Annotated in this window: 21 protein-coding genes; 6 read left to right on the top strand and 15 right to left on the bottom strand. The window is 40.7% G+C overall.

Annotated elements, in window-relative coordinates; translation table 11 throughout:
* Positions 1-121: 121 nt before the first annotated feature.
* The 8 genes from COD92_RS16045 to purK all read right to left on the bottom strand — a co-directional run bounded on the left by COD92_RS16045 (position 122) and on the right by purK (position 8,994).
* Positions 122-2,062: a bifunctional 2',3'-cyclic-nucleotide 2'-phosphodiesterase/3'-nucleotidase gene (locus COD92_RS16045; protein WP_255286715.1), complete on the bottom strand. Its 1,941-nt coding sequence runs from the start codon at positions 2,060-2,062 to the stop codon at positions 122-124.
* A 169-nt stretch (positions 2,063-2,231) separates the two neighbouring features.
* The gene (gene purN / locus COD92_RS16040; RefSeq protein WP_098531451.1) at positions 2,232-2,807 is read right to left on the bottom strand and encodes a phosphoribosylglycinamide formyltransferase; all 576 of its coding nucleotides are present in this window, start codon (positions 2,805-2,807) and stop codon (positions 2,232-2,234) included.
* Between the two features lie 2 nt (positions 2,808-2,809).
* A complete protein-coding gene (gene purM / locus COD92_RS16035; protein ID WP_098531450.1) occupies positions 2,810-3,844 on the bottom strand; it encodes a phosphoribosylformylglycinamidine cyclo-ligase in 1,035 nt (344 codons plus the stop codon).
* Positions 3,845-3,857: 13 nt separating this feature from the next.
* The gene (gene purL, locus COD92_RS16030) at positions 3,858-6,146 is read right to left on the bottom strand and encodes a phosphoribosylformylglycinamidine synthase subunit PurL (protein WP_098531449.1); all 2,289 of its coding nucleotides are present in this window, start codon (positions 6,144-6,146) and stop codon (positions 3,858-3,860) included.
* A complete protein-coding gene (purQ, locus tag COD92_RS16025; protein WP_098531448.1) occupies positions 6,133-6,816 on the bottom strand; it encodes a phosphoribosylformylglycinamidine synthase subunit PurQ in 684 nt (227 codons plus the stop codon). Before purQ ends, purL begins: the two co-directional genes overlap by 14 nt.
* A gap of 11 nt (positions 6,817-6,827) precedes the next feature.
* Positions 6,828-7,082 carry a phosphoribosylformylglycinamidine synthase subunit PurS gene (purS, locus tag COD92_RS16020; RefSeq protein ID WP_098531447.1) on the bottom strand — a complete coding sequence of 85 codons (255 nt, stop codon included), beginning with the start codon at positions 7,080-7,082 and terminating at the stop codon, positions 6,828-6,830.
* Positions 7,075-7,794 carry a phosphoribosylaminoimidazolesuccinocarboxamide synthase gene (gene purC / locus COD92_RS16015; protein ID WP_098531446.1) on the bottom strand — a complete coding sequence of 240 codons (720 nt, stop codon included), beginning with the start codon at positions 7,792-7,794 and terminating at the stop codon, positions 7,075-7,077. Before purC ends, purS begins: the two co-directional genes overlap by 8 nt.
* Positions 7,795-7,866: 72 nt before the next feature.
* Positions 7,867-8,994, bottom strand: coding sequence for a 5-(carboxyamino)imidazole ribonucleotide synthase (purK, locus tag COD92_RS16010; RefSeq protein ID WP_255286709.1), 1,128 nt, complete (start codon positions 8,992-8,994; stop codon positions 7,867-7,869).
* A 208-nt stretch (positions 8,995-9,202) separates the two neighbouring features.
* Here purK and purF point away from each other — a divergent pair, with 208 nt between their 5' ends.
* Positions 9,203-10,582, top strand: coding sequence for an amidophosphoribosyltransferase (gene purF, locus COD92_RS16005; RefSeq protein ID WP_098531444.1), 1,380 nt, complete (start codon positions 9,203-9,205; stop codon positions 10,580-10,582).
* Between the two features lie 223 nt (positions 10,583-10,805).
* Here purF and COD92_RS16000 read toward each other — a convergent pair whose 3' ends face one another.
* The 4 genes from COD92_RS16000 to COD92_RS15985 all read right to left on the bottom strand — a co-directional run bounded on the left by COD92_RS16000 (position 10,806) and on the right by COD92_RS15985 (position 16,266).
* On the bottom strand, positions 10,806-11,330 hold the full coding sequence (locus COD92_RS16000; protein WP_176541275.1) for a 3-phenylpropionate/cinnamic acid dioxygenase subunit beta: 525 nt from the start codon (positions 11,328-11,330) through the stop codon (positions 10,806-10,808).
* On the bottom strand, positions 11,331-12,686 hold the full coding sequence (locus tag COD92_RS15995) for an aromatic ring-hydroxylating oxygenase subunit alpha (RefSeq protein ID WP_098531443.1): 1,356 nt from the start codon (positions 12,684-12,686) through the stop codon (positions 11,331-11,333). It lies immediately after the preceding gene.
* A gap of 199 nt (positions 12,687-12,885) precedes the next feature.
* Entirely contained in the window at positions 12,886-14,346 is a 1,461-nt protein-coding gene (locus tag COD92_RS15990; RefSeq protein ID WP_098531442.1) for an MFS transporter, read from the bottom strand.
* A gap of 135 nt (positions 14,347-14,481) precedes the next feature.
* On the bottom strand, positions 14,482-16,266 hold the full coding sequence (locus COD92_RS15985; protein WP_098531441.1) for a thiamine pyrophosphate-requiring protein: 1,785 nt from the start codon (positions 16,264-16,266) through the stop codon (positions 14,482-14,484).
* A gap of 162 nt (positions 16,267-16,428) precedes the next feature.
* On the opposite strand from COD92_RS15985, the gene COD92_RS15980 reads away from it, so the two are divergent.
* The 3 genes from COD92_RS15980 (at position 16,429) to COD92_RS15970 (ending at position 19,305) form a co-directional block, all read left to right on the top strand.
* Positions 16,429-17,307: a LysR family transcriptional regulator gene (locus tag COD92_RS15980; protein ID WP_098531440.1), complete on the top strand. Its 879-nt coding sequence runs from the start codon at positions 16,429-16,431 to the stop codon at positions 17,305-17,307.
* Positions 17,308-17,534: 227 nt separating this feature from the next.
* On the top strand, positions 17,535-18,995 hold the full coding sequence (locus COD92_RS15975) for an aldehyde dehydrogenase family protein (RefSeq protein ID WP_098531439.1): 1,461 nt from the start codon (positions 17,535-17,537) through the stop codon (positions 18,993-18,995).
* A 115-nt stretch (positions 18,996-19,110) separates the two neighbouring features.
* Entirely contained in the window at positions 19,111-19,305 is a 195-nt protein-coding gene (locus COD92_RS15970; protein ID WP_098531438.1) for an H-type small acid-soluble spore protein, read from the top strand.
* A gap of 424 nt (positions 19,306-19,729) precedes the next feature.
* Here the strand turns inward: COD92_RS15970 and COD92_RS15965 are convergent, their stop codons facing one another.
* The gene (locus tag COD92_RS15965) at positions 19,730-19,909 is read right to left on the bottom strand and encodes a phosphoribosyl-dephospho-CoA transferase MdcG domain-containing protein (protein ID WP_255286708.1); all 180 of its coding nucleotides are present in this window, start codon (positions 19,907-19,909) and stop codon (positions 19,730-19,732) included.
* A gap of 1 nt (position 19,910) precedes the next feature.
* Here COD92_RS15965 and madM point away from each other — a divergent pair, with 1 nt between their 5' ends.
* Entirely contained in the window at positions 19,911-20,645 is a 735-nt protein-coding gene (gene madM, locus COD92_RS15960; RefSeq protein ID WP_255286714.1) for a malonate transporter subunit MadM, read from the top strand.
* A 202-nt stretch (positions 20,646-20,847) separates the two neighbouring features.
* Here madM and COD92_RS15955 read toward each other — a convergent pair whose 3' ends face one another.
* Positions 20,848-21,771, bottom strand: a complete 924-nt coding sequence (locus COD92_RS15955; RefSeq protein WP_098531435.1) for an AEC family transporter — start codon at positions 21,769-21,771, stop codon at positions 20,848-20,850.
* Between the two features lie 196 nt (positions 21,772-21,967).
* Positions 21,968-22,858 carry a diacylglycerol/lipid kinase family protein gene (locus COD92_RS15950; protein WP_098531434.1) on the bottom strand — a complete coding sequence of 297 codons (891 nt, stop codon included), beginning with the start codon at positions 22,856-22,858 and terminating at the stop codon, positions 21,968-21,970.
* Between the two features lie 330 nt (positions 22,859-23,188).
* On the opposite strand from COD92_RS15950, the gene COD92_RS15945 reads away from it, so the two are divergent.
* Positions 23,189-23,575, top strand: a complete 387-nt coding sequence (locus tag COD92_RS15945; protein WP_098531433.1) for a hypothetical protein — start codon at positions 23,189-23,191, stop codon at positions 23,573-23,575.
* The last annotated feature ends 14 nt before the right edge of the window (positions 23,576-23,589 follow it).

The following is a 23,589-nucleotide window of genomic DNA, read 5'->3' as shown; positions in this document are numbered from 1 at the left end:
ATTTATAACATTTGTCATACTTCACTATAAAAAAGCTGTCCGCAAAATATTTTTTGGGACAGCTTTTTTTGGGAACTTGGGCAATTCTCCTTGAGCAGCCGCATAATAAAAACTTCAATTGTTACTGGTTCAAGTTAATCGAATACTTTGCAAAACCTCCGGTAGAGGGACCCATGTATTTTATGTTTGGATATTGTCCAAGATATTTTTGAGCATTTGGTGATGAATCAAATACAAGGATGGACATGCCTTTAAATTTTGCTAGTGACCAATTTTGATCCGCAGTTGGATTAAGAGATTTGTCTGCTTGTATATAGTCCATGACAATTTGCCGATTTTCATCTGGAGCCTTTAACACAATCTCACCTTGACTAACTCCAGGGAAAGTGGTACTGGTTGCACGGTAATTATTCGTCGCCACAACGAACTTTTGATCATCTGCCACTGTCTTACCTTGAAAAGTCAAATTAATAATCCGACTAGAACCAGAGTGAATCATATTCCCGTTTCCATCATATTTAGCTGGCTTGGTTATATCTATTTGGTACTGAACTCCATCGATCACATCAAAATTATAGGATGGAAAACTTAAGTTAATTAATTGGTGTTCCCCACTGGTAGCAGGATCAATTTGATTGAATTGCCCCGCACTCATTTCCAGCCATTCTTTAAGCTGTGCACCAGTGATCAATTTTGCCTGAAGTGTATTCGGGTACAAGTACAAGTCAGCCACATTTTTAATGGCCAATGTTCCCGCAGGAATGTCCGTATAATAACTTGGACCCCCTCGCCCTCCTGCCTTAAAAGGCGCTGACGCTGAAAGAACCGGTATTCCTGCATATTTACTATAGGCAGGGTCTTTTAGTTTTTTCACCAAATAATCCGTTTGGGCATTATTAATAATCTGTACAGATGGATCATCTTGAACGAGTGCAAAATAGCTAATAATGGGAGCGGTCGTTTCACCTACAGGTTGATTTACATATTTGATCGTGCCCTCATGCTCCGGCATGATGCTATCCATTATTTGTTCGTCGGTTTGGACAATAGAATTTCCACTTGCATCTACAATCGGCCGCAATGAAGCCTTACTGTCAACCACCTTCCACTTGCCGCGCTGTTTTTGTAATTGAAGATCAATTACACCAAGATGGCTGCCGAAAGCCCCAGCCATTACAACCGGCTTCCCGTTAATTGTGCCTTTCTCCAGATTAGTATTTGGTAAATCCTTATAGAGAGGACCCGGGAAGGTATTATGCTGATGCCCTGTGAATACTGCATCAATGTCCTTTATTTGTGTGACATAATAACCTGCATTCTCCATGTCAGGCTGATAGGGTTCACCACTAATTCCGGTATGGGCCAGAGCTACAATCACATCAGCCCCCTCTTTCTTCATTAATGGGACGTATTTCTTTGCCGACTCTACAATTGATCTAGTTTCCACTTTTCCTTCTAAATTCCCCTTATCCCATTCCATAATTTGCGGCGAAACAAAGCCAACCACGCCTACCTTGAGTGTGTGCTTTTTCCCCACGTTATCGATCACAGTTTTCTTTAAAATAACATACGGTTTAAAATATGGCTGATTGGTTCCGGCCTTAAACACATTGGCGTTGACCACAGGCATTCTCGCGTCATTGAGTGTTTCGTTTAAAAAATCTAAGCCGTAATTAAACTCATGATTTCCAACCGTGGCGGCATCGTATCCCAACAGATTAAAGGACCTGTAAACAGGATGAACCTCACCAGGTTTTAACCCCTTTTTTGCCATATAGTCTCCCAAAGGATTCCCTTGAATTTCATCTCCATTATCAAACAGCATTGAATTTTTCACTTCATCTCTTGCCTGTTTGATGAGAGTTGCTGTTTTCACCAAACCAACCTTATTGTCCTGTTTTGTCTGATAATAATCATAGTTCGCCAAAAATATATGTACATCAGTCGTTTCAAGCAAGCGTAATTGAACCGTACTATCCAGCTTTTGAGCAATTGCTTGTAAAGGAAAAAAATGTCCAGCTATCACAAGTAAAAATACTGCAAAGAATACAAACAGTTTCACCAATTGGAAAATTCCTCCTTTTCATAAAAATCCTGCAAACGAAATTAGTATTCGTAACCTTAATAAGGAATATAAGTTCCATTGGAAAAATAACTAAATTTTTTGAATCCGGAAAGATTGAAAGAGGCACCACACATTTATTAAGTGTGATGCCTAACCTCTAGTGTTTTTAAAATGGATGCCTAGAAGCCAGTCTTTGGATTACTTCTGGCAATAATCGATGCTCCTGCTCCTGTATCTTTTTTGTTAATGTTTCTCTTGTTTCATCCGGATCGATTGTGACTGCTCGTTGGTCGATAATCGGTCCTGTATCCATTCCTTCGTCGACATAATGAACCGTGACCCCAGTAACCCTTACCCCATAATCAAGCGCTTGACCAATGGCATCTTTTCCTGCAAAAGCTGGTAATAGCGAAGGATGTATATTGATGATTTTTTGATCATAAGCCTGGAGTAAAACAGGACCCAACAGTCTCATATAGCCAGCCAATACGATAAAAGCAACTTCCCTTTTTATTAACTCGTTAAGTATCTCTTCTTCATAGACTTGTTTATTTGGATAGTCTTTGGCATTAAAAGTGAATACAGGGATCCGTTCATCCCTGGCTTTCTGTACTGCAAGGGCTTTTGGGCGATCACTGACTAGTAAAACCACTTCAACATTCATGATTTTTTTCGATTGAATGGATTCTAGAATCGCAGCAAAATTAGAACCCGTACCAGAAGCAAAAACGGCGATCTTCATAACTACTCCTTCTTAATAACGACATCATTAGTACCACTTTGCACGGTACCAATTTCGTACGCAGTTTCACCTAACGTTTGTAGGTGCTCTAAAATGGTCTTGGTGTCTTTAGAATCTACCACTAAAATCATGCCAATTCCCATATTAAAGGTTCGGAACATATCATAATCGGATATATTGCCTCTATCTTGGATAAAGGAGAAAATTTTTGGGACCTTCCATGACTCATGGTTAATTACAGCCTGCAAGCCTTTGGGAAGAATTCGTGGAATGTTATCATAGAAGCCTCCGCCTGTCACATGCACCAGACCAGAGACATGAAATTTCCTTACAGTTGAAAGGACTGATTTCACATAAATTTTGGTTGGCGCAAGCAGCACTCTTCCCAATTCAGATTCTAATTCATCAACATAGTCACTTAATGAGAGTTTGGCATCCTCTAATAGAACCTTGCGGACAAGTGAAAAGCCGTTGCTATGTATACCACTCGAAGCTAAACCAATGAGAACCTGACCAGCTTTTACTTTGCTTCCATCAATAAGATGTTTTTGATCCACCATGCCTACTGTAAAGCCGGCGATGTCATATTCCTCGTCTTGGTACATACCTGGCATCTCAGCTGTCTCGCCGCCAATTAGCGCACACCCAGCCTGTACACATCCATCTGCAATCCCTTTTACGATGGCTTCAATTTTTTCCGGTACGATCTGACCGCAGGCAAGATAGTCTAGAAAAAAAAGAGGCTCGGCCCCTTGGACGATTACATCATTCACACACATAGCAACGGCATCGATTCCAATGGTATCATGTTTGTCCATGGCAAAGGCAATCTTCAATTTAGTCCCTACTCCATCCGTACCTGAAACAAAAACAGGTTCTTCTATCCCTGAAATCTCTGGTTTAAATAAAGCCCCAAACCCTCCTAGTCCCGTTAATACCTCTTTACGGAAAGTTTTTTTTACATGTTTTTTCATTCTTTCAACGGCTTCATTTCCCGCATCAATATTGACTCCAGCTTGACGGTACGCGTCACTCATCTGTTTCACTCCTTTACGGTAAACTTGCAGAGATTTCCTGCATATTAAACTTTTTTAGTAATCCAGAACGCATAATATCAGGAATAGTATTCCGCCAGGCTGCATCCAATGAAGCAACAGGTTGTGAGATGACGTTATTTCCATTATGAGAAATAGAAAATTCGTTGCCCTTTACTTTCCCGATTTCTTTTATCAATACCTCTTGCTGATTGGCCATTTCCTTTATCTTTTCAACGTGTTCCTCTGACACAGATACAATGATTCGAGATTGAGTTTCACTAAAGAGACTTAGGTCCGTACGCAATTCATCCGTTAAATGAATTTCTGCTCCCCACTTTCCGCCAATACAGCTTTCAGCTATTGCAACTGCTAAACCGCCTTCTGCCGTATCATGAGCAGATTTTACGATTCCTCCTTGAATGATCTTAAGGGTAAAGGCTTGAATCTTCTTTTCTAAATCAAGGTTTAACTGCGGCGGACGTCCTTCGATCTTGCCTGTCATTATTTTTTGGTATTCAGAGCCGCCTATTTCTGCTTTGGTTTCCCCAATTAAAAAGATTACATCGCCTTCATTTTTAAACTCCTGTGTTGTTATGTGAGCGATATCTTTCATGAGCCCAACCATGCCTATCGTTGGGGTTGGAAAAATGGCTTCTCCTTTTGTCTCGTTATAGAGGCTAACGTTTCCGCCAATAACCGGGGTATTAAGTTGTCGGCAAGCTTCACTAATGCCATCAGCCGCCTTTTCAAACTGCCAGAAGATTTCTGGTTTTTCTGGACTCCCAAAATTCAAGTTATCTGTAATCGCTAAAGGTTCTGCACCGGAACAAACAACATTACGGGCCGCTTCTGCTACTGCGATCGCTCCTCCAACAAACGGATCAAGATACACATACCTTCCGTTGCAATCCGTCGTCATCGCCAATGCTTTCCGTGTACCTCGGATCGCAACAACAGCAGCATCCGATCCTGGTATGACGACGGTATTTGTTCTCACCATATAATCATACTGTTGATATACCCACTCTTTACTGGCAATCGTAGGTGAGGCAAGTAGCTGCTTTAAAACCAAATTATAATCGTTTGGCTCTTCAATGGTTGCAGCTGGGTCTATCGATGAAAATGGTTCATAGTAAGGAGCCTCTTTAGAGGGCTTACAATAAACCGGCGCATCTTCTGCCAGTTTGTCTGCCGGGATTTCCGCAACGACCTCTCCTTTGTGGAGTAATCGAAGATGATTATCATCTGTCACTCGGCCGATCACAGCAGAGTGAAGTCCCCATTTGTCAAAAATCTTTTTTACTTCCTCTTCTTTTCCACTTTTGGCGACAACCAGCATTCTTTCTTGGGATTCTGACAGCATCATTTCATAGGCACTCATGCCTTTTTCACGTTGTGGAACGAGGTCTAGGTTTAATTCAATGCCATTTCCCGCTTTACTAGCCATTTCAGAACTGGAGCTTGTTAATCCTGCAGCCCCCATATCCTGTATTCCTACTACATGACCTGAGGAAATCAATTCAAGAGTGGCTTCTAGCAGCAATTTTTCCATAAACGGATCGCCTACTTGAACAGCTGGACGTTTTGCTTCTGAATTCTCACTCAACTCCTCGGATGCGAAGGTTGCTCCATGTATACCATCTCTTCCGGTGGCAGCTCCAACATAAATAACCGGGTTATTAATCCCTTTAGCGACTCCTTTTTGAATTTCATCATGGTTAATTAACCCGACACACATGGCATTAACAAGGGGATTGCCTTCATAGGAAGCATCAAAGTAGATTTCCCCGCCAACTGTAGGAATGCCCATACAGTTACCATATCCTGCAATACCGGCGACCACATTTTCAAAAATATATTTCGTTTTTGGATTATCAAGTTCACCAAAACGAAGTGAGTTTAATAAGGCAATCGGACGTGCACCCATGGAGAAAACATCACGAATGATCCCGCCAACTCCCGTCGCAGCACCTTGATAAGGCTCAATGGCTGATGGATGATTGTGGCTTTCAATTTTAAACACGACTGCTTGGTTATCACCAATATCAACAATTCCAGCCCCTTCTCCAGGACCTTGCAAGACATGCGGGCCTGAAGTGGGAAAACGCTTTAGGACCACCTTCGAATTTTTATAGCTGCAATGCTCGGACCACATGACACTAAATATTCCCGTTTCCGTATAATTAGGTTTTCGCCCGAGAATCTCGATCACTTTATCGAACTCTTCGTCCGTTAACCCCATTTCCCGGTAGACCTTTTGATGAGCGATTTGCTCGGGAGTTGGTTCTTTATGCTGTACCATTTTGTTGCCTCCAGTAACTTAAAATAGATGAAAACATCCGTTTTCCGTCATCAGTTCCGAGCCATTTGTGAACGGCACGTTCCGGATGGGGCATTAATCCTAAAACATTTCCTTTCTCGTTGATCACCCCTGCAATCTCAGAAATAGAACCATTTGGATTGGTCCCTTTATATCTGAAAACAATTTGTTTGTTCTTCTCTAATTGTTCCAATGTCTCTTGGTCACAATAATAATTTCCATCGCCATGGGCAATGGGAATACGAATCGTTTCGCCTTCCTGATATTCTAATGTGAACGGAGTTTGGTTGTTTTCTACTTTTAAATCAATGGTGTCACAATGAAATTTCAAACGTTGATTTCTTCTTAAAGCGCCTGGCAATAACCCTGCTTCGGTTAGTATTTGAAATCCATTACAAACACCAAGGACCAATTTTCCTTCTTCCGCTGCTATTTTCACCTGCTCCATGACGGGAGACAGACTCGCGACAGCACCTGGCCGCAAATAATCCCCGTAGGAGAATCCTCCTGGGACAAGAATCGCATCATATTTCGATAGGTCTGTTTCTAGATGCCATACATATTCGACAGATTGTTCTATCGTATCTAAAACCGCTTTATACATATCAATATCACAATTTGAACCAGGAAAAACCAGCACAGCAAAGTTCAACTTAATTCCCCCTATCCTCCAATGTTGTTGAGGTCAAACCTAAAGTCTTCAATCACGGTATTGGCTAATAGCTTCTCACACATATCCCTCACTCGTTCTTCTGCCGCTTTTTGATCATCACTATTTATTTCTAGCTCCATGTATTTCCCTATGCGTACATCTCCCACCTCTTCATATCCAAGTGAATGCAGTGACTCCTGAACGGCATTCCCTTGTGGATCTAAAACACTTTCTCTCAGCGTTACGTATACAGTTGCTTTAAACATTGACACTACCCCCGATTCTCCTTAATATTTCTTGATATGCTTCTTCGACGCTGCCTAAATCCCGTCTAAACCGATCTTTATCTAGCTTTTTCATTGTATCGGCATCCCAAAATCGGCACGTATCCGGGGAGATTTCATCCGCTAAAATGATGGTCCCTGCTGGGGTTTTGCCAAACTCTAATTTAAAATCCACCAAGATAATATTTTTGGTCTGTAGGAATTCCTTTAGGATTTCATTGATTTTTAGAGCTTGTTTTCGAATTTCAACTAATTCCTGTTCTGCAGCGAGCCCAAGAATGTCAATATGATCATTGTTAATCATAGGGTCTCCAAGCTCATCATTTTTGTAGTAAAATTCCACAATCATCTTCGGGAGTTCCTTTCCTTCGTCCCATCCAAGCCTTTTTGCCAGTGATCCTGCCGCGATGTTGCGAACAACCACCTCAATGGGGATAATCTCGACTTGTTGAACGATTTGTTCTGTTGCTGAAATTTTTTTAATAAAATGATTGTCTACCCCTTTTTCTTTCAGCAAACTAAGGAAAATAGAACTAATCTCGTTATTTAGCGTTCCCTTTCCGGCTATTTGTGCTTTTTTCTCCCCATTAAAGGCAGTCGCATCATCTTTATATTCAATCCAGTACGTTTCTGGTTCAGAAGTTTTGAATACTCTTTTCGCCTTTCCTTCATAAAGCTGTTCTAGTTTTTCCATTATGGGTTACTCCTTCATTCACCTGTTTAGTAATTTTAAAAAGAAAATAATAATACGGCCTATCCGGATCCTTTAGGTCCAAATATTAAGATTCTTTATTCTCTGGTCCACTTGTTCGATTGATGAACCTAAAAAATTGATATGGCCCATTTTCCTATTTTCTACACTTTCCTTCTTACCGTATAAATGGAGCTTGGCTGTTGGAGGAAGCTGATTGATTTTAGTAAGCACTTCACTTAAATGTTGACCTAAAATATTCACCATAATAATCGGGCTTAAGAGGGTAGTATCTCCTAAAGGCAGTCCACATATGGCCCGTATATGCTGTTCGAATTGCGATGTTATACAAGCATCCATTGTATAATGTCCAGAATTATGTGGTCTGGGTGCTAACTCATTCACAATAATTTCACCATCATTGGTAAGAAACATTTCTATAGCAATTAATCCGATAACTTGTAATGACTCAGCCACTTTTAGTGAGATTTTTTCCGCTTTCTCTAGTTGCTCAGCAGTGATTCTTGCAGGAACGATAGACTGGTGCAGAATATTATTTACATGTATATTTTCAGCAATTGGAAAAGTCTTTGTCTGCCCTTGTAAATTTCGGGCAACAATGACCGATAATTCTTTCGAAAAGGGAATGAACTTTTCAATAATCATGTCTTTCCCCGCATTTTTCCAAGTCTCAATCGCATTTGGAATATCATCCGTGCTTTTTATGATCCATTGCCCTTTTCCATCGTAGCCCCCGGTAGCTGTTTTCATTATGGTAGGAAAACCAAAACAATCAACAGCTTTATGTATATCATTTTCGGATTCTATGACCAAGAAAGGAGCCACGGGCACATCATAGGAATGCAACATTGACTTTTCACGGATCCTGTTTTGTGTTATTCGCAATAATTCACTTCCTTGTGGGACAAAGGATGTATTTTCTAACAAGGAAGTCACATTTGAATCGACGTTTTCAAATTCGTAGGTAATAACATCTGAGGAATCGGCTAATTCCTTAGCAGCCTTTAGATCAGAAAAGGAACTTATTATTTGTTGATCCGCTGATTGCCCACATGGAGAGTCCGGTGTCGGATCCAGGGTAATAAAGCGATATCCCATGTTTCTCCCGGCAATCGAAATCATCCTTCCTAATTGCCCTCCGCCTAGGATGCCAATTGTTGAACCGGGTTTAATTACTTTCACAACATTTTCCCCTTTCAAACAACAAAAATTCTTGTGTGTTTTTAATCTTTAATGATTTTAGATTATCCTGAATCACCCTCCTTTAATTAATAGCTAAAAACTTTTAAGCTTTGAGCAGCCAAAACAGGCGAACTAGGAAATGAATAAAAAAGGATAGAAATTTCCCCTTTGCCAAAAATAAGGGAATGAAATTATGGGAGGAAGACAAATGGATTCAGGAATGCAGGAGAAATGCGGGGTATTTGGAGTTTTTAATCATCCGAAAGCGTCCGATTTAACTTATTACGGACTTCATGCCCTTCAACACCGCGGTCAGGAGAGCGCAGGAATCGTGGCTAGTGATGGGAAGTCATTTAGGCATCACAGAGGAATGGGGTTAGTTACTCAAGTATTTTCACGTGAGATTCTTGATGGATTAAGTGGAAATATGGCCATAGGTCATGTACGATATTCCACTTCTGGTGCTAGTTTACTGCAAAATGCACAGCCCCTTGTCTTTAAATATAGTGAGGGTGATTTGGCGGTGGCCCATAACGGGAACCTGGTGAATGCTGCTATCGAACGGAAGGTTCTCCAACAACAAGGTGCCATTTTTCAGACAACAACAGATACGGAAATTATCGCTCACCTGATTGCCCGTTCCAGTAAAAAATATTTTGAAAAAGCTGGACCTGAAGTGCTTAAGCGAATTGATGGTTCATTCGCTTTGCTTATCATGACAGATAAACAAATGCTTGTTGCCTTGGATCGACATGGATTACGACCTCTAAGCCTCGGAAAAATTGGTGAATCTATTATTGCCGCTTCCGAAACCTGTGCTTTAGAGGCGGTTGATGCCAAGTTTTGGAGGGATGTCGAGCCGGGAGAATGGCTTCTCATTGATGAAAAGGGTATTCAAACAGGCCGATTTGCCGAAAAAGGCGATATTTCGCTATGTTCCTTTGAATTTGTTTATTTTGCCCGTCCAGATAGTGTCATTCATGGAAGAAGTGTCTTATCCATCCGGAAAGAATTAGGTCAAATCCTTGCAAAAGAACATCCAACCCAAGCAGATGTGGTTGTGGCCGTTCCGGAATCAAGTGTTCCTGCAGCCATGGGTTTTGCTCAACAATCGGGTATTCCCTATGAAATGGGTATCATCAAAAACCCTTACGCAGGTCGTTCTTTTATTGAACCGACCCAGGAATTGCGGGAACTGGCCGTTCGTCTAAAATTAAGTGCCGTAAGGGAAATTCTTGAGGATAAGCGAGTCGTGCTTGTTGATGATTCGATTGTTCGTGGAACAACAAGTAAGCGTATTGTTCAATTGATTCGTCAAGCAGGTGCCAAGGAGGTCCATGTACGAATAAGTTCCCCTATGGTCAAAAATCCTTGTTTTTATGGAGTGGATATGCCAACAAAAGAGGAACTATTTGCTAATAAACATGAGCATGAACGTGCGATGGGAAAAGTGATTGGTGCAGATTCATTAGCCTTTTTAAGTACCGAAGGGTTATTAGAGGCTGTAGATGTAGATTTAGCAGACACAAGCAGCCGCTGTATCGCCTGTTTTAGTGGGGCTTATCCAACTAAATTGTATTTGAAGTAATAAACCAACGGACACTTTGATTTAATCAAGCTACATTTCACAGGGAATCACCCCCAGGGTGCATTCCCTTTATTATTCATGTATGATAATTGACTTCCAGATTGTTTTGATAACAAAAAATCCGAAATGCTTGCAAAAAGCAAGACTTCGGATTTAGTCTATTTATGAGACCTCTCAAAAACCATTAAGTAAAAAATACAAAATAATAGTTTTCGGAATCTAACTATAAGAACATACTCATATTCATCGTCGTAATAACAGCCTGATCAGGAAAAATGGTCCGAGAAACAATTTTATATTCATTATTAACCATCCTGATAATATCATTTCTCTCACCAAACAATTCTTCTATTACATGTGTAGAACCTCTGCTCCTTTTATATAAAAAATAACTAATGACCTTAAATTCATTGGGATCCTCAGTAGGTTCAACGACAATGTTTGAGATAAAATGACGCTGCCGTGTTGCTGGATTTTCCACCCAAGCTGATTTTGTATACAACCGATTGACCCGTGTAGTAAGTGAAAGCTTCGTTTCTTCATAAAAGGACGAATCACTCGCAATGTCATCAACTCCAACACCTTCTACCGTTTCACGCAGAGGCATACGATATTCGATTTCATCAGCCAGCAATTCGAGCCATTCTTTATATTTTCGGTGATCTAAAAAATAAGCCTCTTTATGAAGAAAACGGGTAATTTCTAATTCCACCTGAGGAGAGATCCTCATTTGAACCTTGGAATCCATTTACACTCCCTCCTTAACAAAGAGATCCTTAGAAATTAACTCAAGCCATTCTTCATGCATTTTTCTAGAAATGGCATCAAGATAACAGGTTGGATAGGCGGTTCCAGGGCCAGGAAAATTTTCATCCGGTTCAATCCGGTTCATTCCCATTAAATAGTTGCTAACGTTGTTATAGCTTAATTCTTTATCCCGCATCATCAATCCACTGCTTACTTCGACTATTCGTGCCCATGTTTCCGTATCATCCTGCTCAAGAGTTCCGGTCGGACCGAACGATCCTAAATAACCTTTATATGCTGCTTCCTTATATTCCTTTGGGGCCGCTTTATCAATAAAGAACCAGCACCATACCTCTACTTTTTCAGGTCCTATCGGTCTCCATAGCCGGAAATTCAAATAATTGTGCAAATGCCCTTCCGTCCCATGAATCGGACTGACAAAGGATAGATTTGGATACACGCCGCCAACAAAAACCGTCACTCTTGAAAGGATGTCATATTGTTCCGGAGTTACGTTTTTCTTGAACATCGGCCACATTGATTCAGGAGTTCCTTGAAATGGCACTCTAACTTCACCGGTTTTAGATGTAATCACATTTATTCCATGTGCATGGTCCATGACAACCTGGTGTCCATATCCTGCATAAAGCGGGTCTTCTGGACTAATTCCCATTTCAACTGTGGAGCGGTGGGTGGTTTGGACATGGTACGGGTCAGCAGCAAAGTTTTCCGCCGTTGCCTTCCAATTCGCTTTTGCTACCCAGCGCTGCGGCAGCCCGATAACTTCCATTCCACCATCACTTCTACCCATCATCATATCCAAATACCATTTCATATCACCTAAGTAATCTTCAAGACTTTCAGCATTTGGATCAAGGTTTCCAAAAATCATCCCCTGGTAACTGCCAATCTGCGGGACTTTACGTAGTCCCCACTCGGATTTATCCATTTCTTCACCGTACACTTTATTACCGGCGACGATGCCGATTAAATCCCCATCAAGATTAAAGCTCCAGCCATGATATGGACAGGTGAAAGACTTTTTGTTTCCCCGGTCCGCCGTGCAAAGCTGCGTTCCACGATGTGTACAAGAATTAAGATATCCGTTAATTTCACCGTTGCGATTTTTCACGAGAAGAATAGGATCATTTACCATCCACCTTGTCACATAGCTGCCTGGCTCTTTTAACTCCGATTCATGTCCAAGAAATTGCCATGTATGCCCATATATTTTTTCAATTTCCAGTTCATAAAGATCCGGATCTGTGACAACCCACTGGGGCAACAGTCCTTGCTCCATTTTTTCTTTTAATAGCTGGAACGCTTTTTCATCCAATGTCTTTCTAAAGAATTGCATTTTATTTACTCCTCCTTCACTTTAAAGCGAAAAACGTGATCATGGTTAGGTAATGAGCCGATAGCTACTCATTAACAAATCATTTATGCTTTTCTGTTTATGTAATATCACACCTACTATTCTTTTAAAAAATGAACCAGCCCCTGTCTTTTCCCTTTGGAAAAAGACGAGGCCGTTTTCATCCTGCTAAATTTAAGATTTATTTCTCAACAGTTAAGCTCATTTGCGTGGAAACTCCTCTGTTGACGCATAAAACAAGGATACAGCTGGCAGCAAGGAGAACACCATCCAACAACAGCGGCGCTCCCCAACTTCCTGTACTATCACGGAGAACACCTGAAACTACAGGAGAGAGAACAGCTCCAATCTCCGAGATAAAATTAAACATTCCAAACGCTGCACCACGATTATTTTCAGGGGCAATTTCAGCATTCAAAGCATGCGACACTGGCTGAAGGGCAAAGAAGAATAAACCAGATACAAAAAGGATGATCGACATGATGACAGGATTGTTATGACCCGTCATTACATAGGCAGCAAATATAAAGATAGAAACGGTCAATAATGCTGTCACTACGGCCAGGACATTACGCCGGCCATTTTCCGTTCCGGCTACCATATCGGAAATCTTTCCTCCGATTGGGAAGCCAACAATTCCAGCAATACCATTAAAAGAAGCAACCAGCGCAGCAGCAACGAGTGCCCCGCCGCCAAAATCCTTTACAATCGATACCGACCAATAACCATACAGCCACAAGTGCCAAATAACCGGAATAAAGGATACGTAAAGGAAAATTAAGTTTTTATTGGCTAAAACAGGGCGTATTTCGGATTTCCGAGTCTTGTATAGGAAAACAATAAAGAGCGGACAAAGGCAGACTAAAATAAAAGCAATGGAAATATCGGATAACCCCATTTTTAATGCAGCAAAGTAAATGCCCATTATCATGACAACGAAAACCGCTGCATACTTCAACATTAGCAGAAAGGCACTTCCATACACTTCTTTGACTGCCGGAGATTCTGGGTTCATTTTCTGAACAGATGTAGATAACGGTTTCATATATTTAAAAATTAAGAGTGAAGCGATTAAAGTTATTACACCGAGTACGATAAAAGGGGAGCGCCATGCCTCTTTACCCATCACTGGTTCCATCGCGTTTAGAAGGAGGGGGACACCAAGAGTCGCTACAGTTAGTCCAACCGAAAGTCCGGTTATGACCACCCCCATTCCAAGGCCGACTTTTTCCTTCGGTGAATGATAGACAATATAGGAGCGGTCATTCGAATAAAAGACCCCTTCTCCCAATCCCAATAACACACGTAAAAGAACAAACAGGATTAAGCCCGTGATAAACCCTGTGAATAGGGTCGTAATCCCTGCCCATACAATACTTAAAACCACAACTGTCCGGTGCCCAAATTTATCCCCAATGGAACCCCCAGGATATTGGTTCATCATAAAACCGGCAAAGAATAAACTGCCGATTAATCCCCCTAGTCCATGTGGATTTGGTACATTTGAAAGGAAAGACACCTTATTGTCAATCATCCATGTAATGATAGGTCCGGTTGCTGTCCGGTCAATATAGGAAACAAACCACCCTAAAAACAGCATTGCCCAAATAGTGTGATAGCGCTGCCAACCCTTTTTCTTCATGCGTTATCCTCCTTATTTTTAAATATAGATTTTTTTGAATATCCCTTTATATTTGGAAATATAGCCTTAAACATAGGCATTTTTATTTGCTTGTTGACCCCTTTTAGAAGAGACTTGAACACAAAAGTTCAGATCTTATAGTTGCTGATGGGACACATTCTGCAGCCGTACATCTAATACAGCCGATCTTCCGCTTTTGACAATCTCGATTGCCTTGACTAGGCCGTCCATCAGTTCTTCCGGTTTTTCAATAATTTGAGCATAGGCTCCGCCAGCGGCTTCGGCTACCTTCGATAAATCTGCGACCGGGTCGAAATTCACCCAAAATTGATCGGTTTGACTGGCAATCCCATTTGGATGTACACCCAATGTTGACATCCTAGGCGCCCCCCAGCCATGATTGTTATAAATCACCGTTAAGAATGGTACGTTATATTTTCTTGAGATCCAGTGGACAGGTGTCGGATTACTGAAAATATAAGTCCCATCTCCTGTAAGATTGATAATCATTTTCTCCGGAGCTGCCAACTTAGCACCAATGGCGGCACCACCGTGCCAACCCAGTGAGCTTGCCCCACTTCCAAATAGCGTTCCAGGCGTATTCCGTGGAAGGTGTTTGGAAACAACATCATAATTCGTAATAGACTCCGTCATCACAATCGTGTTTTCATCAATCGCCTCGCGAATACAGGCTGTTAAATACTGGGGTGTAATGATGTCTGGGTTCTGTAAATTCTCATTCACTTTCCATTCCTTTCTTTGTTTCGAATGGATATTAGCTATTTTGAGATAGCGCTCAGAAATTTTCACTTGATTTATATCATTGACACTATCAATATAGGAATTCAACTGCTGAAGAGCCACTAATGAATCCGCTTTAAAGAAGCTTTCAGACGGAATGTACCAAAGTGGTGTTTTCTCTTTTAATGGATCTACGTCAATATAAGAGATCGCGCATCCTTCAGCCGGCTTATTGACTAACGGAATCCAAGGAATATCGCTATCAATGACCAGAATAAAATCAGCTTGACTTAATAATTCATTTTGCACAGGAGCATTCCATTGATACCCCACATGCATCGGATGGTCAGCGGGAAAATTCACATAGTTTGGTACGGACTCCAATACAGGAATCGCTAATTTCTCGCTAAGCTTGACCAACTCCGAAACCGCTTCAGTATTTCGGCCAAGGTAGGAAGTGACAATTAAAGGATGTTCCGCTTTGATTAGATTCTTGGAAAGTTTTGCTACATCGTCTGGTGCAATCGCACACGATGAAAGTGGTTTCCAGCCACGATGAGCAACTGCAGGTGGTTCAATTTCTGCTTCCAACACCTCACGGGGTGCCATTAAATAGACGGGTCCCTTTGGATCGCTCTCTGCTATTTGCAACGCCCGCTGAACCACCTGCTTTACATTTTTCCCTGTCCGGATTTCATTGTCATATTTCACATATTCCCGTACAATCCCACGCTGGTCAAACACATCCTGGAGCCAGTGAATATGTTCATTCCGGCTACCTAAAAGCTCTCCTTCCTGCGTATATGGTGAAGCCCCAGCAAGTATAAATACAGGTACTCTTCCTCTCGCCGCATTATGTATGGCCCCACCCATATTTTGGGTTCCACATTCGACATGAACAAAAACAGCCTGCGGTTTTCCGCTAACCTGTGCAAATCCATGTGCTGCACTTAAAGCAACCATTTCATGTGGGCAAATGATCACTTGCGGGAATTCTTTATTTTCCATTTGAGCCTGCGCCCAACTCTCTATAATTGCCGGATGGTCACTTCCTAAGTTCGCGAAAATGTAAGAAACACCTGATTCTTGAAGCGCCTCCATTAAAGCGGAGGAAGTTGTGTACTTTAAATTTTTGGCCTCTACTTGAGCTAATGCCATAGATGTTTTTTCACTAGACATAATCACATCTCCTGTCCTTCGATTTAAATCCAAAATAACAATTGGGAATATTTAGACTTTTAAAACTTTAATGCCATTATATTTGTAAACCCTTTCATTGTTCAATATAATATTTTTAATGATTATCATAGATATAAACTATTAAAAGGGAATGTGAAGCTAGTGGAGTTTCGTCTATTAGAATATTTTGTAACCGTTTCTCAGGAATTACATTTTACAAAAGCCGCAGAAAAATTAAGAATCAGTCAGCCTACATTGAGCCAACAAATCCGGCTGTTGGAAGCCCAGCTTGGTACCCCCCTGTTCAGCCGGGCCGGAAAAAAAGTACGTTTAACCTATGCCGGAAACATTCTATTGGAACATTGCGAACGGATCTTTTTTGAATTGGAACAGGCAAGTACGAAAATAAAGGACGTGAGGGGGATTTTACGGGGAAAATTGTCGATTGGATGTTCAGGAGGGCATCTACTCACATCTCCAGTCTTATCCTTTCATGAAAAATATCCTGGAATCGAGCTTTCTATCATTGATTTGAGAACAAAAGAAACCTTCAATAGGCTTTTGCAGAACCAATTAGACTTGGGAGTAACCTTTTTAATGGAGGAAGACAATCGGCTAGAAACGATTCCACTTTTTGAAGAGGAATTTTATTTAGTCATTTCCCATCTTCATGAACTTGCAGAGTTCGATTCCATTCAGTTAAAAGATTTGCAAACCTATCCGCTGACACTGCTGCCCCATCAATTTACCATGCGTCACTTTTTTGAGGAAGAGAGTCAAAAGGTGGGCTTCACCATCCAACCAAGAATTGAGTTCTCGACAGTAGAGGCACTGCTTCAACTCGTAAAAAAGAATCATGACTTAGCCACCATTCTACCAAAGTCCTATCTTTCTACCATTCACGACGACAAGATTAGGCAAATACGGATCATGGATCGTGACTTCCGAAAAATGATAGGGATCGTGTATAAAAAAGATTTATTCATAGACAACACGATGGATGCATTTATTAAGCAATTGATTAAAACATACAAAAAATAATCGATGAACTGTCAGTGATTCCTAATTTGCTAGACTAAGTATTAATTTTTTTAACAATGTTGCATATATGGCAACAATTGAGTTTACTTTCCAAAATATCGTTGCTAGAATTCGCACTATTCAGTTGAATATTTAAATAGTTTAACTGTACATAGCCACGTACAACACTTTTGTAAGCGCTGCAATATTAGAGGGATTATTAGCTTATTGATGGGAGGAGTTTTTTCATGCAAGCAGTTGGGTTGTTAAATCAAAGTTTTATCAACGGTGAATGGACAGAAGGCCAAAGTGAGAGAACCTATGATATTTTGAACCCATATGATGATTCAGTCATTACTTCCGTTCGCCTAGCATCAAAAGAACAGTTGGATGAAGCATTTCAAATTGCCCAAGAAGCACAGAGGCAATGGGCAAAGTCAACCGTTGAAGAAAGAAGAGCAGTTCTCCACAAAGCAATGGATTATTTAAACAGGAACCGCGAGGAGATTGTCAAAACTATTGGCCTTGAGACGGGCGGCACCGTGTTAAAATCTAATATCGAATTCCACCTAACCATCGAAATTTTAGAGGAGTCGATAAAATTTGCTGATGAAATCGGTAAAGTGCGAGAAGTGCCAGGTCCGGATAATGCCAAATTAAATCATATACACCGACTGCCATTAGGCGTGATTGCTTCCATTTCACCTTTTAATTTTCCGATGAATTTATCAATGAGGACAATAGCCCCGGCCATTGCACTTGGAAATAGTGTTGTCCACAAACCTGATATCCAAGTTGCCCTCTCCGGCGGTACAATTATTGCAAAAGCGTTTGAATACGCTGGTTTACCTAAAGGTCTTTTAAATGTGATTTTAACGGATATTAACGAAATTGGTGATGACATGTTGACAAACCCGATTTCGAAACTTATCAGTTTTACTGGTTCCACTTCAGTTGGACGCCATATTGGAGCCATTGCCGGTCAAAATTTAAAGCGGGTTGCACTTGAACTTGGCGGAAACAGCCCATTTATAGTTCTATCTGATGCGGATATTGACCAAGCTGTGAAGGCAGCTATTTTTGGAAAATTTGTCCATCAGGGCCAAATTTGCATGATAATCAACCGTTTCATTGTTCACAAAAACAAATATGACGAGTTTGTCGCCAAATTTGTAGAACGGGCCAAACAGCTTCCATTTGGCAATCCAAGTGATCCAAATACCGTCATCGGGCCATTGGTGAATAAGCAACAGTTAGAAAAAGCACTTCAGTATATTGAAGAAGCTAAAAAACAAGGTGTAACGGTCGCCTTGGAAGGACAAAGGATTGGCAACATCCTCACACCGTATGTTTTTACAGATGTTAAAAATTCGAGCAAGCTAGCGCAAACCGAGCTTTTTGCTCCGATTGCTACCATTATTAAAGCAGAGACAGATGAAGAAGCCATTGCCTACGCCAACGATTCAGAGTATGGATTAAGTTCTGCCATTTTTACTAGCGACTTAAAACACGGGGAAAATCTGGCATTACAAATTGATAGCGGCATGACTCATATCAACGACCAGACGGTGAATGACTCACCAAATATTCCATTCGGGGGAAATAAAGCGAGTGGATTAGGCCGGTTTGGCAACCCATGGGTGGTAGAAGAATTCACAGTTACAAAATGGGTTTCCATTCAAACAAAAGATCGCCAGTATCCATTTTAATCATTATATGACTCACCCCTATTATCAAACTAGGTTGAAGCTACCTATGGAAATAACTCTTACAAATTAAGAATATAACCTATGGTATCGCAAAAGATAATGATGAGGTGGTCATATGAATTTGGATCGTGTGAAGGAAATCATGTTTTCCGATCAAGAAGTAGCCGTACACTATCATGGAATTCCCGTATGGATTGAGAGTGTCGATGAGCCATCAAACAAGGCTGTTGTGTCCGAACGAGGTATTCATAGTGAAAGACAAATCGTTCCGATTAGGGATTTGGAAGAAACAGGAAAGTATTATACGTAAATATGACAATTGATGGCTCCAAAAGTCTATTGAAATTGACACCAATTGTGTTAAGCAATTGGTGTCAATTCCGTTGATAACGAAAAATCCCACCTTCCATCAGAAAGTGAGATTATTACTTTTTATGCTCGATTCTATCATTGTGTTACTTTAGCTGAGAGACTAGTTCTCCAGCCTGTTCTTCTTTTGATTTTTGGAGCTGTTTTAGTTCTTAGATACTTCCATTTATCTCTTTTAATAAATATGGCGATAGGCGTGGAAACTCTTCACATTTAACTATTAAACAAAAAAAGCGATCATTACTTTCTCACAGTTAAGTGGTTCAAATAACTGTCTAATCACAGTTCAAAAATTGCTTAAACTGTTGATAACACTGATTTTAATTGGCGGGACTGCGAGGGACATTTTACAGGAATACTGACCATTACTTTAATAAGGAAAAAGCATTAGATACGACCCAAGGATTGCTGCTCAACTTTGGACCGAACATCGTTTTTATTAACACCTGCCCCGAACCCCTTGCGTACTCCACTAATGAAAAGGCACCGGCAGGGGTTTCCACTTGAACATCTACTCTTACCGGGCATTTTTTTAATTCTTCCACAATCTCCCTCACTTTACATACCTTTGCCATTGTTGGATTAACTATGTATCTCTCTTATTTTATCTCTAACAAATTAACCAGAGGGCGCATCCATGGGTCTGCTATTGCCATTACCCTTGGTCTTGTCCTCGCTTACATCGGCGGAGTGGTTACCGGAGGAGAAAAAGGGTTATCAGACATTACCCTTTTTTCTGGAATTGGGCTAATGGGCGGCGGAATGCTCAGGGACTTTGCTATTGTTGCTACCGCCTTTGGGGCCAATTTTAGTGAAATAAAGAAGGCTGGTGTAAACGGGGTCTTATCCTTATTTGTAGGCGTGGTTCTCTCTTTTGTCGTCGGTGTCATTATTGCACTTGCCTTTGGATACAGAGATGCTATTAGCTTAACGACCATTGGTGCAGGCACGGCTACATACATCGTAGGACCAGTAACAGGATCTGCCATTGGTGCAAGTTCTGAAGTAATTACCCTTAGCATCGCAGCAGGACTGGTAAAGTCGATCTTGACAATGATCGGCACACCATTTATTGCAAAATATATTGGATTAAATAACCCGCGTACTGCCATGGTATATGGCGGAATCATGGGAACAACGAGTGGAGTTGCAGGGGGGTTGGCCGCAACAGATCCAAGACTTGTTCCTTATGGAGCGGTTACGGCTACTTTTTATACTGGCTTAGGCTGCTTACTTGCCCCATCTGTTCTATTTTTACTGACAAAGGCCATTTTTGCATAATAGTAGAACTTATATCCTTCATAAAACTTTGTACTTCTAGAGCATTTTTTCTCTCCTATGAATTATTTCATACTTTTAATATGGTTCCTAAGCAATCTTGGTATTTCTATTCTTAACAGGACTAAGATTGCTTATTTTTTTAAGATCCTTATTCAAGTAAAATATCAACCTTTAAAATCAATAGTAAAAACCATTTCCTTTATCACTTTATAGCTACAATTAGAAACGGCAAAATAATAAAAGAGACAAGTGTGGTCCAGAGTATACACCTAGATACAATATTGGGTGAAGCATTAAATTTTTCCGCGAGAATGCCGGCATTCACTGCTACAGGCATACACGCCAAAACAAATAGAATCGATTGCAATAAGCCTTTTATTTGTAAGATAGATAAACAAACCAAAGCAACCGCCGGAGAAATCAACAAACGAACGGCCATCCCTGTCCAAAAGGCGGGGTGAGAGTTCCATTCGTACTTTTCGATTTTTACACTTGCAATTTGGGCGCCTAATATAGCCATGACAACTGGAGAGTAGGCATCTGCAATCATGGAAACCCCTTTGGCCATTCCGCCCGGTAAGGACAGATGTAAGCTGCGAAGGACAAGTGCAAGAATCGCAGCATAGATAGCGGGAAGGGTAAATACCGATCGCACCGCGTTTTTTATTGAAAATTGCGAGCGCGCCGCAAAATAAACCCCGATTGTATTGACGATTATCATTTGTATGACAACATAAACAGATGCCTTTTCGAGCCCTAATTTCCCGAAAGCAAGTAATACAAGTGGAAGCCCATAGTTGACACTATTTGTAAAGGAAGACACCAAGACCAGGGCTGCCTTTTCATTAGCCGGAAAATGAAGAGGCTTACTTAAACTTGTGGCAATAGCCCAAAGCATAACAAGATTAAGCAAAGAAAAAGCAAGGGTTTGAAAGATATCACTATGAGATACACGGGCAGTCATTAATGTATCTAATATGATGGCTGGGCTTAAATAATATAATGTAAGGATTAATAATGGCTTGGTGTCGAGCTGAGCAAATCGGCCAAGGATGGCCCCCGCAATAACCGGTATCGATAGAGGAACCATTACATGAAAAAGGGTCACAATCACAGTTTGAATCAAATCAATAAACGTCCTCTCTACTTTATTATTTTCATGCTACCATTTGCTTAACGGGAATGTCCATCTAAAATTATCAGTGCTCAAGGGGACTCTAAAATCCACGTTAATCCAAAAAAAAAGCTGCCATAAGACAACTTTGCTGCTCACTGCCCTGTAGAAATAGTTGACCATTGATCAAACACTTGTCTAACCGTTTCTAATTTGGTTTTAACATTTGAAGATGATGTTTAAGAACGGTAATATGACTAGGTGTCTTGGTATACACTTCTCCATCCATATCTACATCCTGTTTTTCTTGTGTATGAATGGTGATTGATTGTCCAGAGTAATGGTCCATTTCCTGGCTTAACTCATTATTCTGAATCGTAATATCTGTGGTGAAAAGTTCTTTCAACAACGTCATATTTGTATGTTTGATAATAAATACATCTGCGAGTCCATCAGTATAACTGATCGCATTAAATGGCATCCTCTTTGCTCCTATGTAATTCCCATTGGCTGCAATAATTAATAGTGCCTCTCCTTCCATGCTCTCCCCATCTATATCTAGTACATAGTGAAATGGATCCATATTTTTTATCGTCCGAATGGCGCTGAGCATATAACTAATCTTACCGAGATGATCTTTTTCCGTTTGTTTAATATTATTGGAGGTTTCTGCAATCAAACCGGTGCCCCAAAAGTTTAAACAGTAATGGTCATTTACTTTGAGAACATCGACTGGCTTGCATTCACCATGGATGATTTGATCGGCAGCAATAGCGATATCCTGGTCAATCATTAAGGACCTTGAAAAATCATTACAGGTACCAGCAGGCAGTATACCGATCATTGGGCGATGATCGAGGTTTGACAATCCGTTGATACATTCATGGACCGTACCATCTCCTCCAAGGATAATGACCAAATCAACTTCCGGTCCATGAAACTCACAAAGCTCCTTTGCATGGTTGATTCTTTGCGTTTGTACAATTATTAAATTTGAAATTCTCGATGAGAGAATTGGGACCGAGACCCCGAGTGCCTGTTTAATGTCCTTTTTTCCGGCATTTCCGTTATAAATTAATAGTGCTCGTTCGAAACGCATATCAATCACTTCCTTATTACGATCTTATAAGTTATATACCCTATCATTTTGTATCATTCACTTCTAAATTCTACTAATCAAGAATTCTAGGAACTTCATTATGATAAAGGACAGTTCCCGGATTCCCACTTTTGACTATTTAACAATAACTGTGTCATAATATTTGTCCTTTCGGCTTAAAATTACAGTAAGACTTCAAAGTCGTTTTTAAGAGGTGGCCTCTTTAAAAAATTCATTAATTTCACACAGATAATTTTTTAACCGTGATCAAGAATTTCAGTTAAAATGTGGTAAGATGAATCCAAATAGAGAAAAAGGATGGCTAGAAAGATGCAGATTTTAATTGGCAGACCTGACATCAATAGGTATATGAACGCATTAATTGACATAGTGGAAAGCATGGGAGGAAGAGTACGCTTATCAACTGAAAATCGGGTGAGCTTTAAGCCGGATTTAACAGTGACGGTCCCACCGGTTGCGGAACTAGAGAACCTATATGCGCTTGCGCATGAGACAGGGCATCTAATTGACTACATCGAGGGGAACCTAGATTACGACTCATGGATTTCGAACCGTCCTTATCGTATCAACGCCGAAATGAAGGCATGGGTCAATGCCTATCATCTCCTGAAGGAAATGGACGCACCCTTAGAAGAGTGGGAGCAGCATGTACAGAAGAAACTGTTTACGTATTTTCAATATGAAGAGGTATCATGAAAAAAAGACCATTT

The organism is Bacillus sp. AFS037270 (assembly GCF_002585305.1).
Note: the sequence above shows the minus strand (reverse complement) of the source record. Positions and strands in the feature narration are given on the sequence as shown.

Bases quoted from the DNA above. Each gene is read 5' to 3' on its own strand.
- COD92_RS16000 (WP_176541275.1), bottom strand. From the start codon at position 11,330: ATGGATTCCAAGGTTCAAATGAGGATCTCTCCTCAGGTGGAATTAGAA.
- purN (WP_098531451.1), bottom strand. From the start codon at position 2,807: ATGAAGATCGCCGTTTTTGCTTCTGGTACGGGTTCTAATTTTGCTGCG.
- purS (WP_098531447.1), bottom strand. From the start codon at position 7,082: ATGTTTAAAGCAACTGTATACGTAACGCTGAGAGAAAGTGTTTTAGAT.
- purL (WP_098531449.1), bottom strand. From the start codon at position 6,146: ATGGTACAGCATAAAGAACCAACTCCCGAGCAAATCGCTCATCAAAAG.
- purM (WP_098531450.1), bottom strand. From the start codon at position 3,844: ATGAGTGACGCGTACCGTCAAGCTGGAGTCAATATTGATGCGGGAAAT.
- COD92_RS15990 (WP_098531442.1), bottom strand. From the start codon at position 14,346: ATGAAGAAAAAGGGTTGGCAGCGCTATCACACTATTTGGGCAATGCTG.
- COD92_RS15975 (WP_098531439.1), top strand. From the start codon at position 17,535: ATGCAAGCAGTTGGGTTGTTAAATCAAAGTTTTATCAACGGTGAATGG.
- COD92_RS15950 (WP_098531434.1), bottom strand. From the start codon at position 22,858: ATGCGTTTCGAACGAGCACTATTAATTTATAACGGAAATGCCGGAAAA.
- COD92_RS15995 (WP_098531443.1), bottom strand. From the start codon at position 12,686: ATGCAATTCTTTAGAAAGACATTGGATGAAAAAGCGTTCCAGCTATTA.
- purC (WP_098531446.1), bottom strand. From the start codon at position 7,794: ATGGAAAAACTAGAACAGCTTTATGAAGGAAAGGCGAAAAGAGTATTC.
- COD92_RS15985 (WP_098531441.1), bottom strand. From the start codon at position 16,266: ATGTCTAGTGAAAAAACATCTATGGCATTAGCTCAAGTAGAGGCCAAA.
- COD92_RS15945 (WP_098531433.1), top strand. From the start codon at position 23,189: ATGCAGATTTTAATTGGCAGACCTGACATCAATAGGTATATGAACGCA.
- COD92_RS15970 (WP_098531438.1), top strand. From the start codon at position 19,111: ATGAATTTGGATCGTGTGAAGGAAATCATGTTTTCCGATCAAGAAGTA.
- purF (WP_098531444.1), top strand. From the start codon at position 9,203: ATGGATTCAGGAATGCAGGAGAAATGCGGGGTATTTGGAGTTTTTAAT.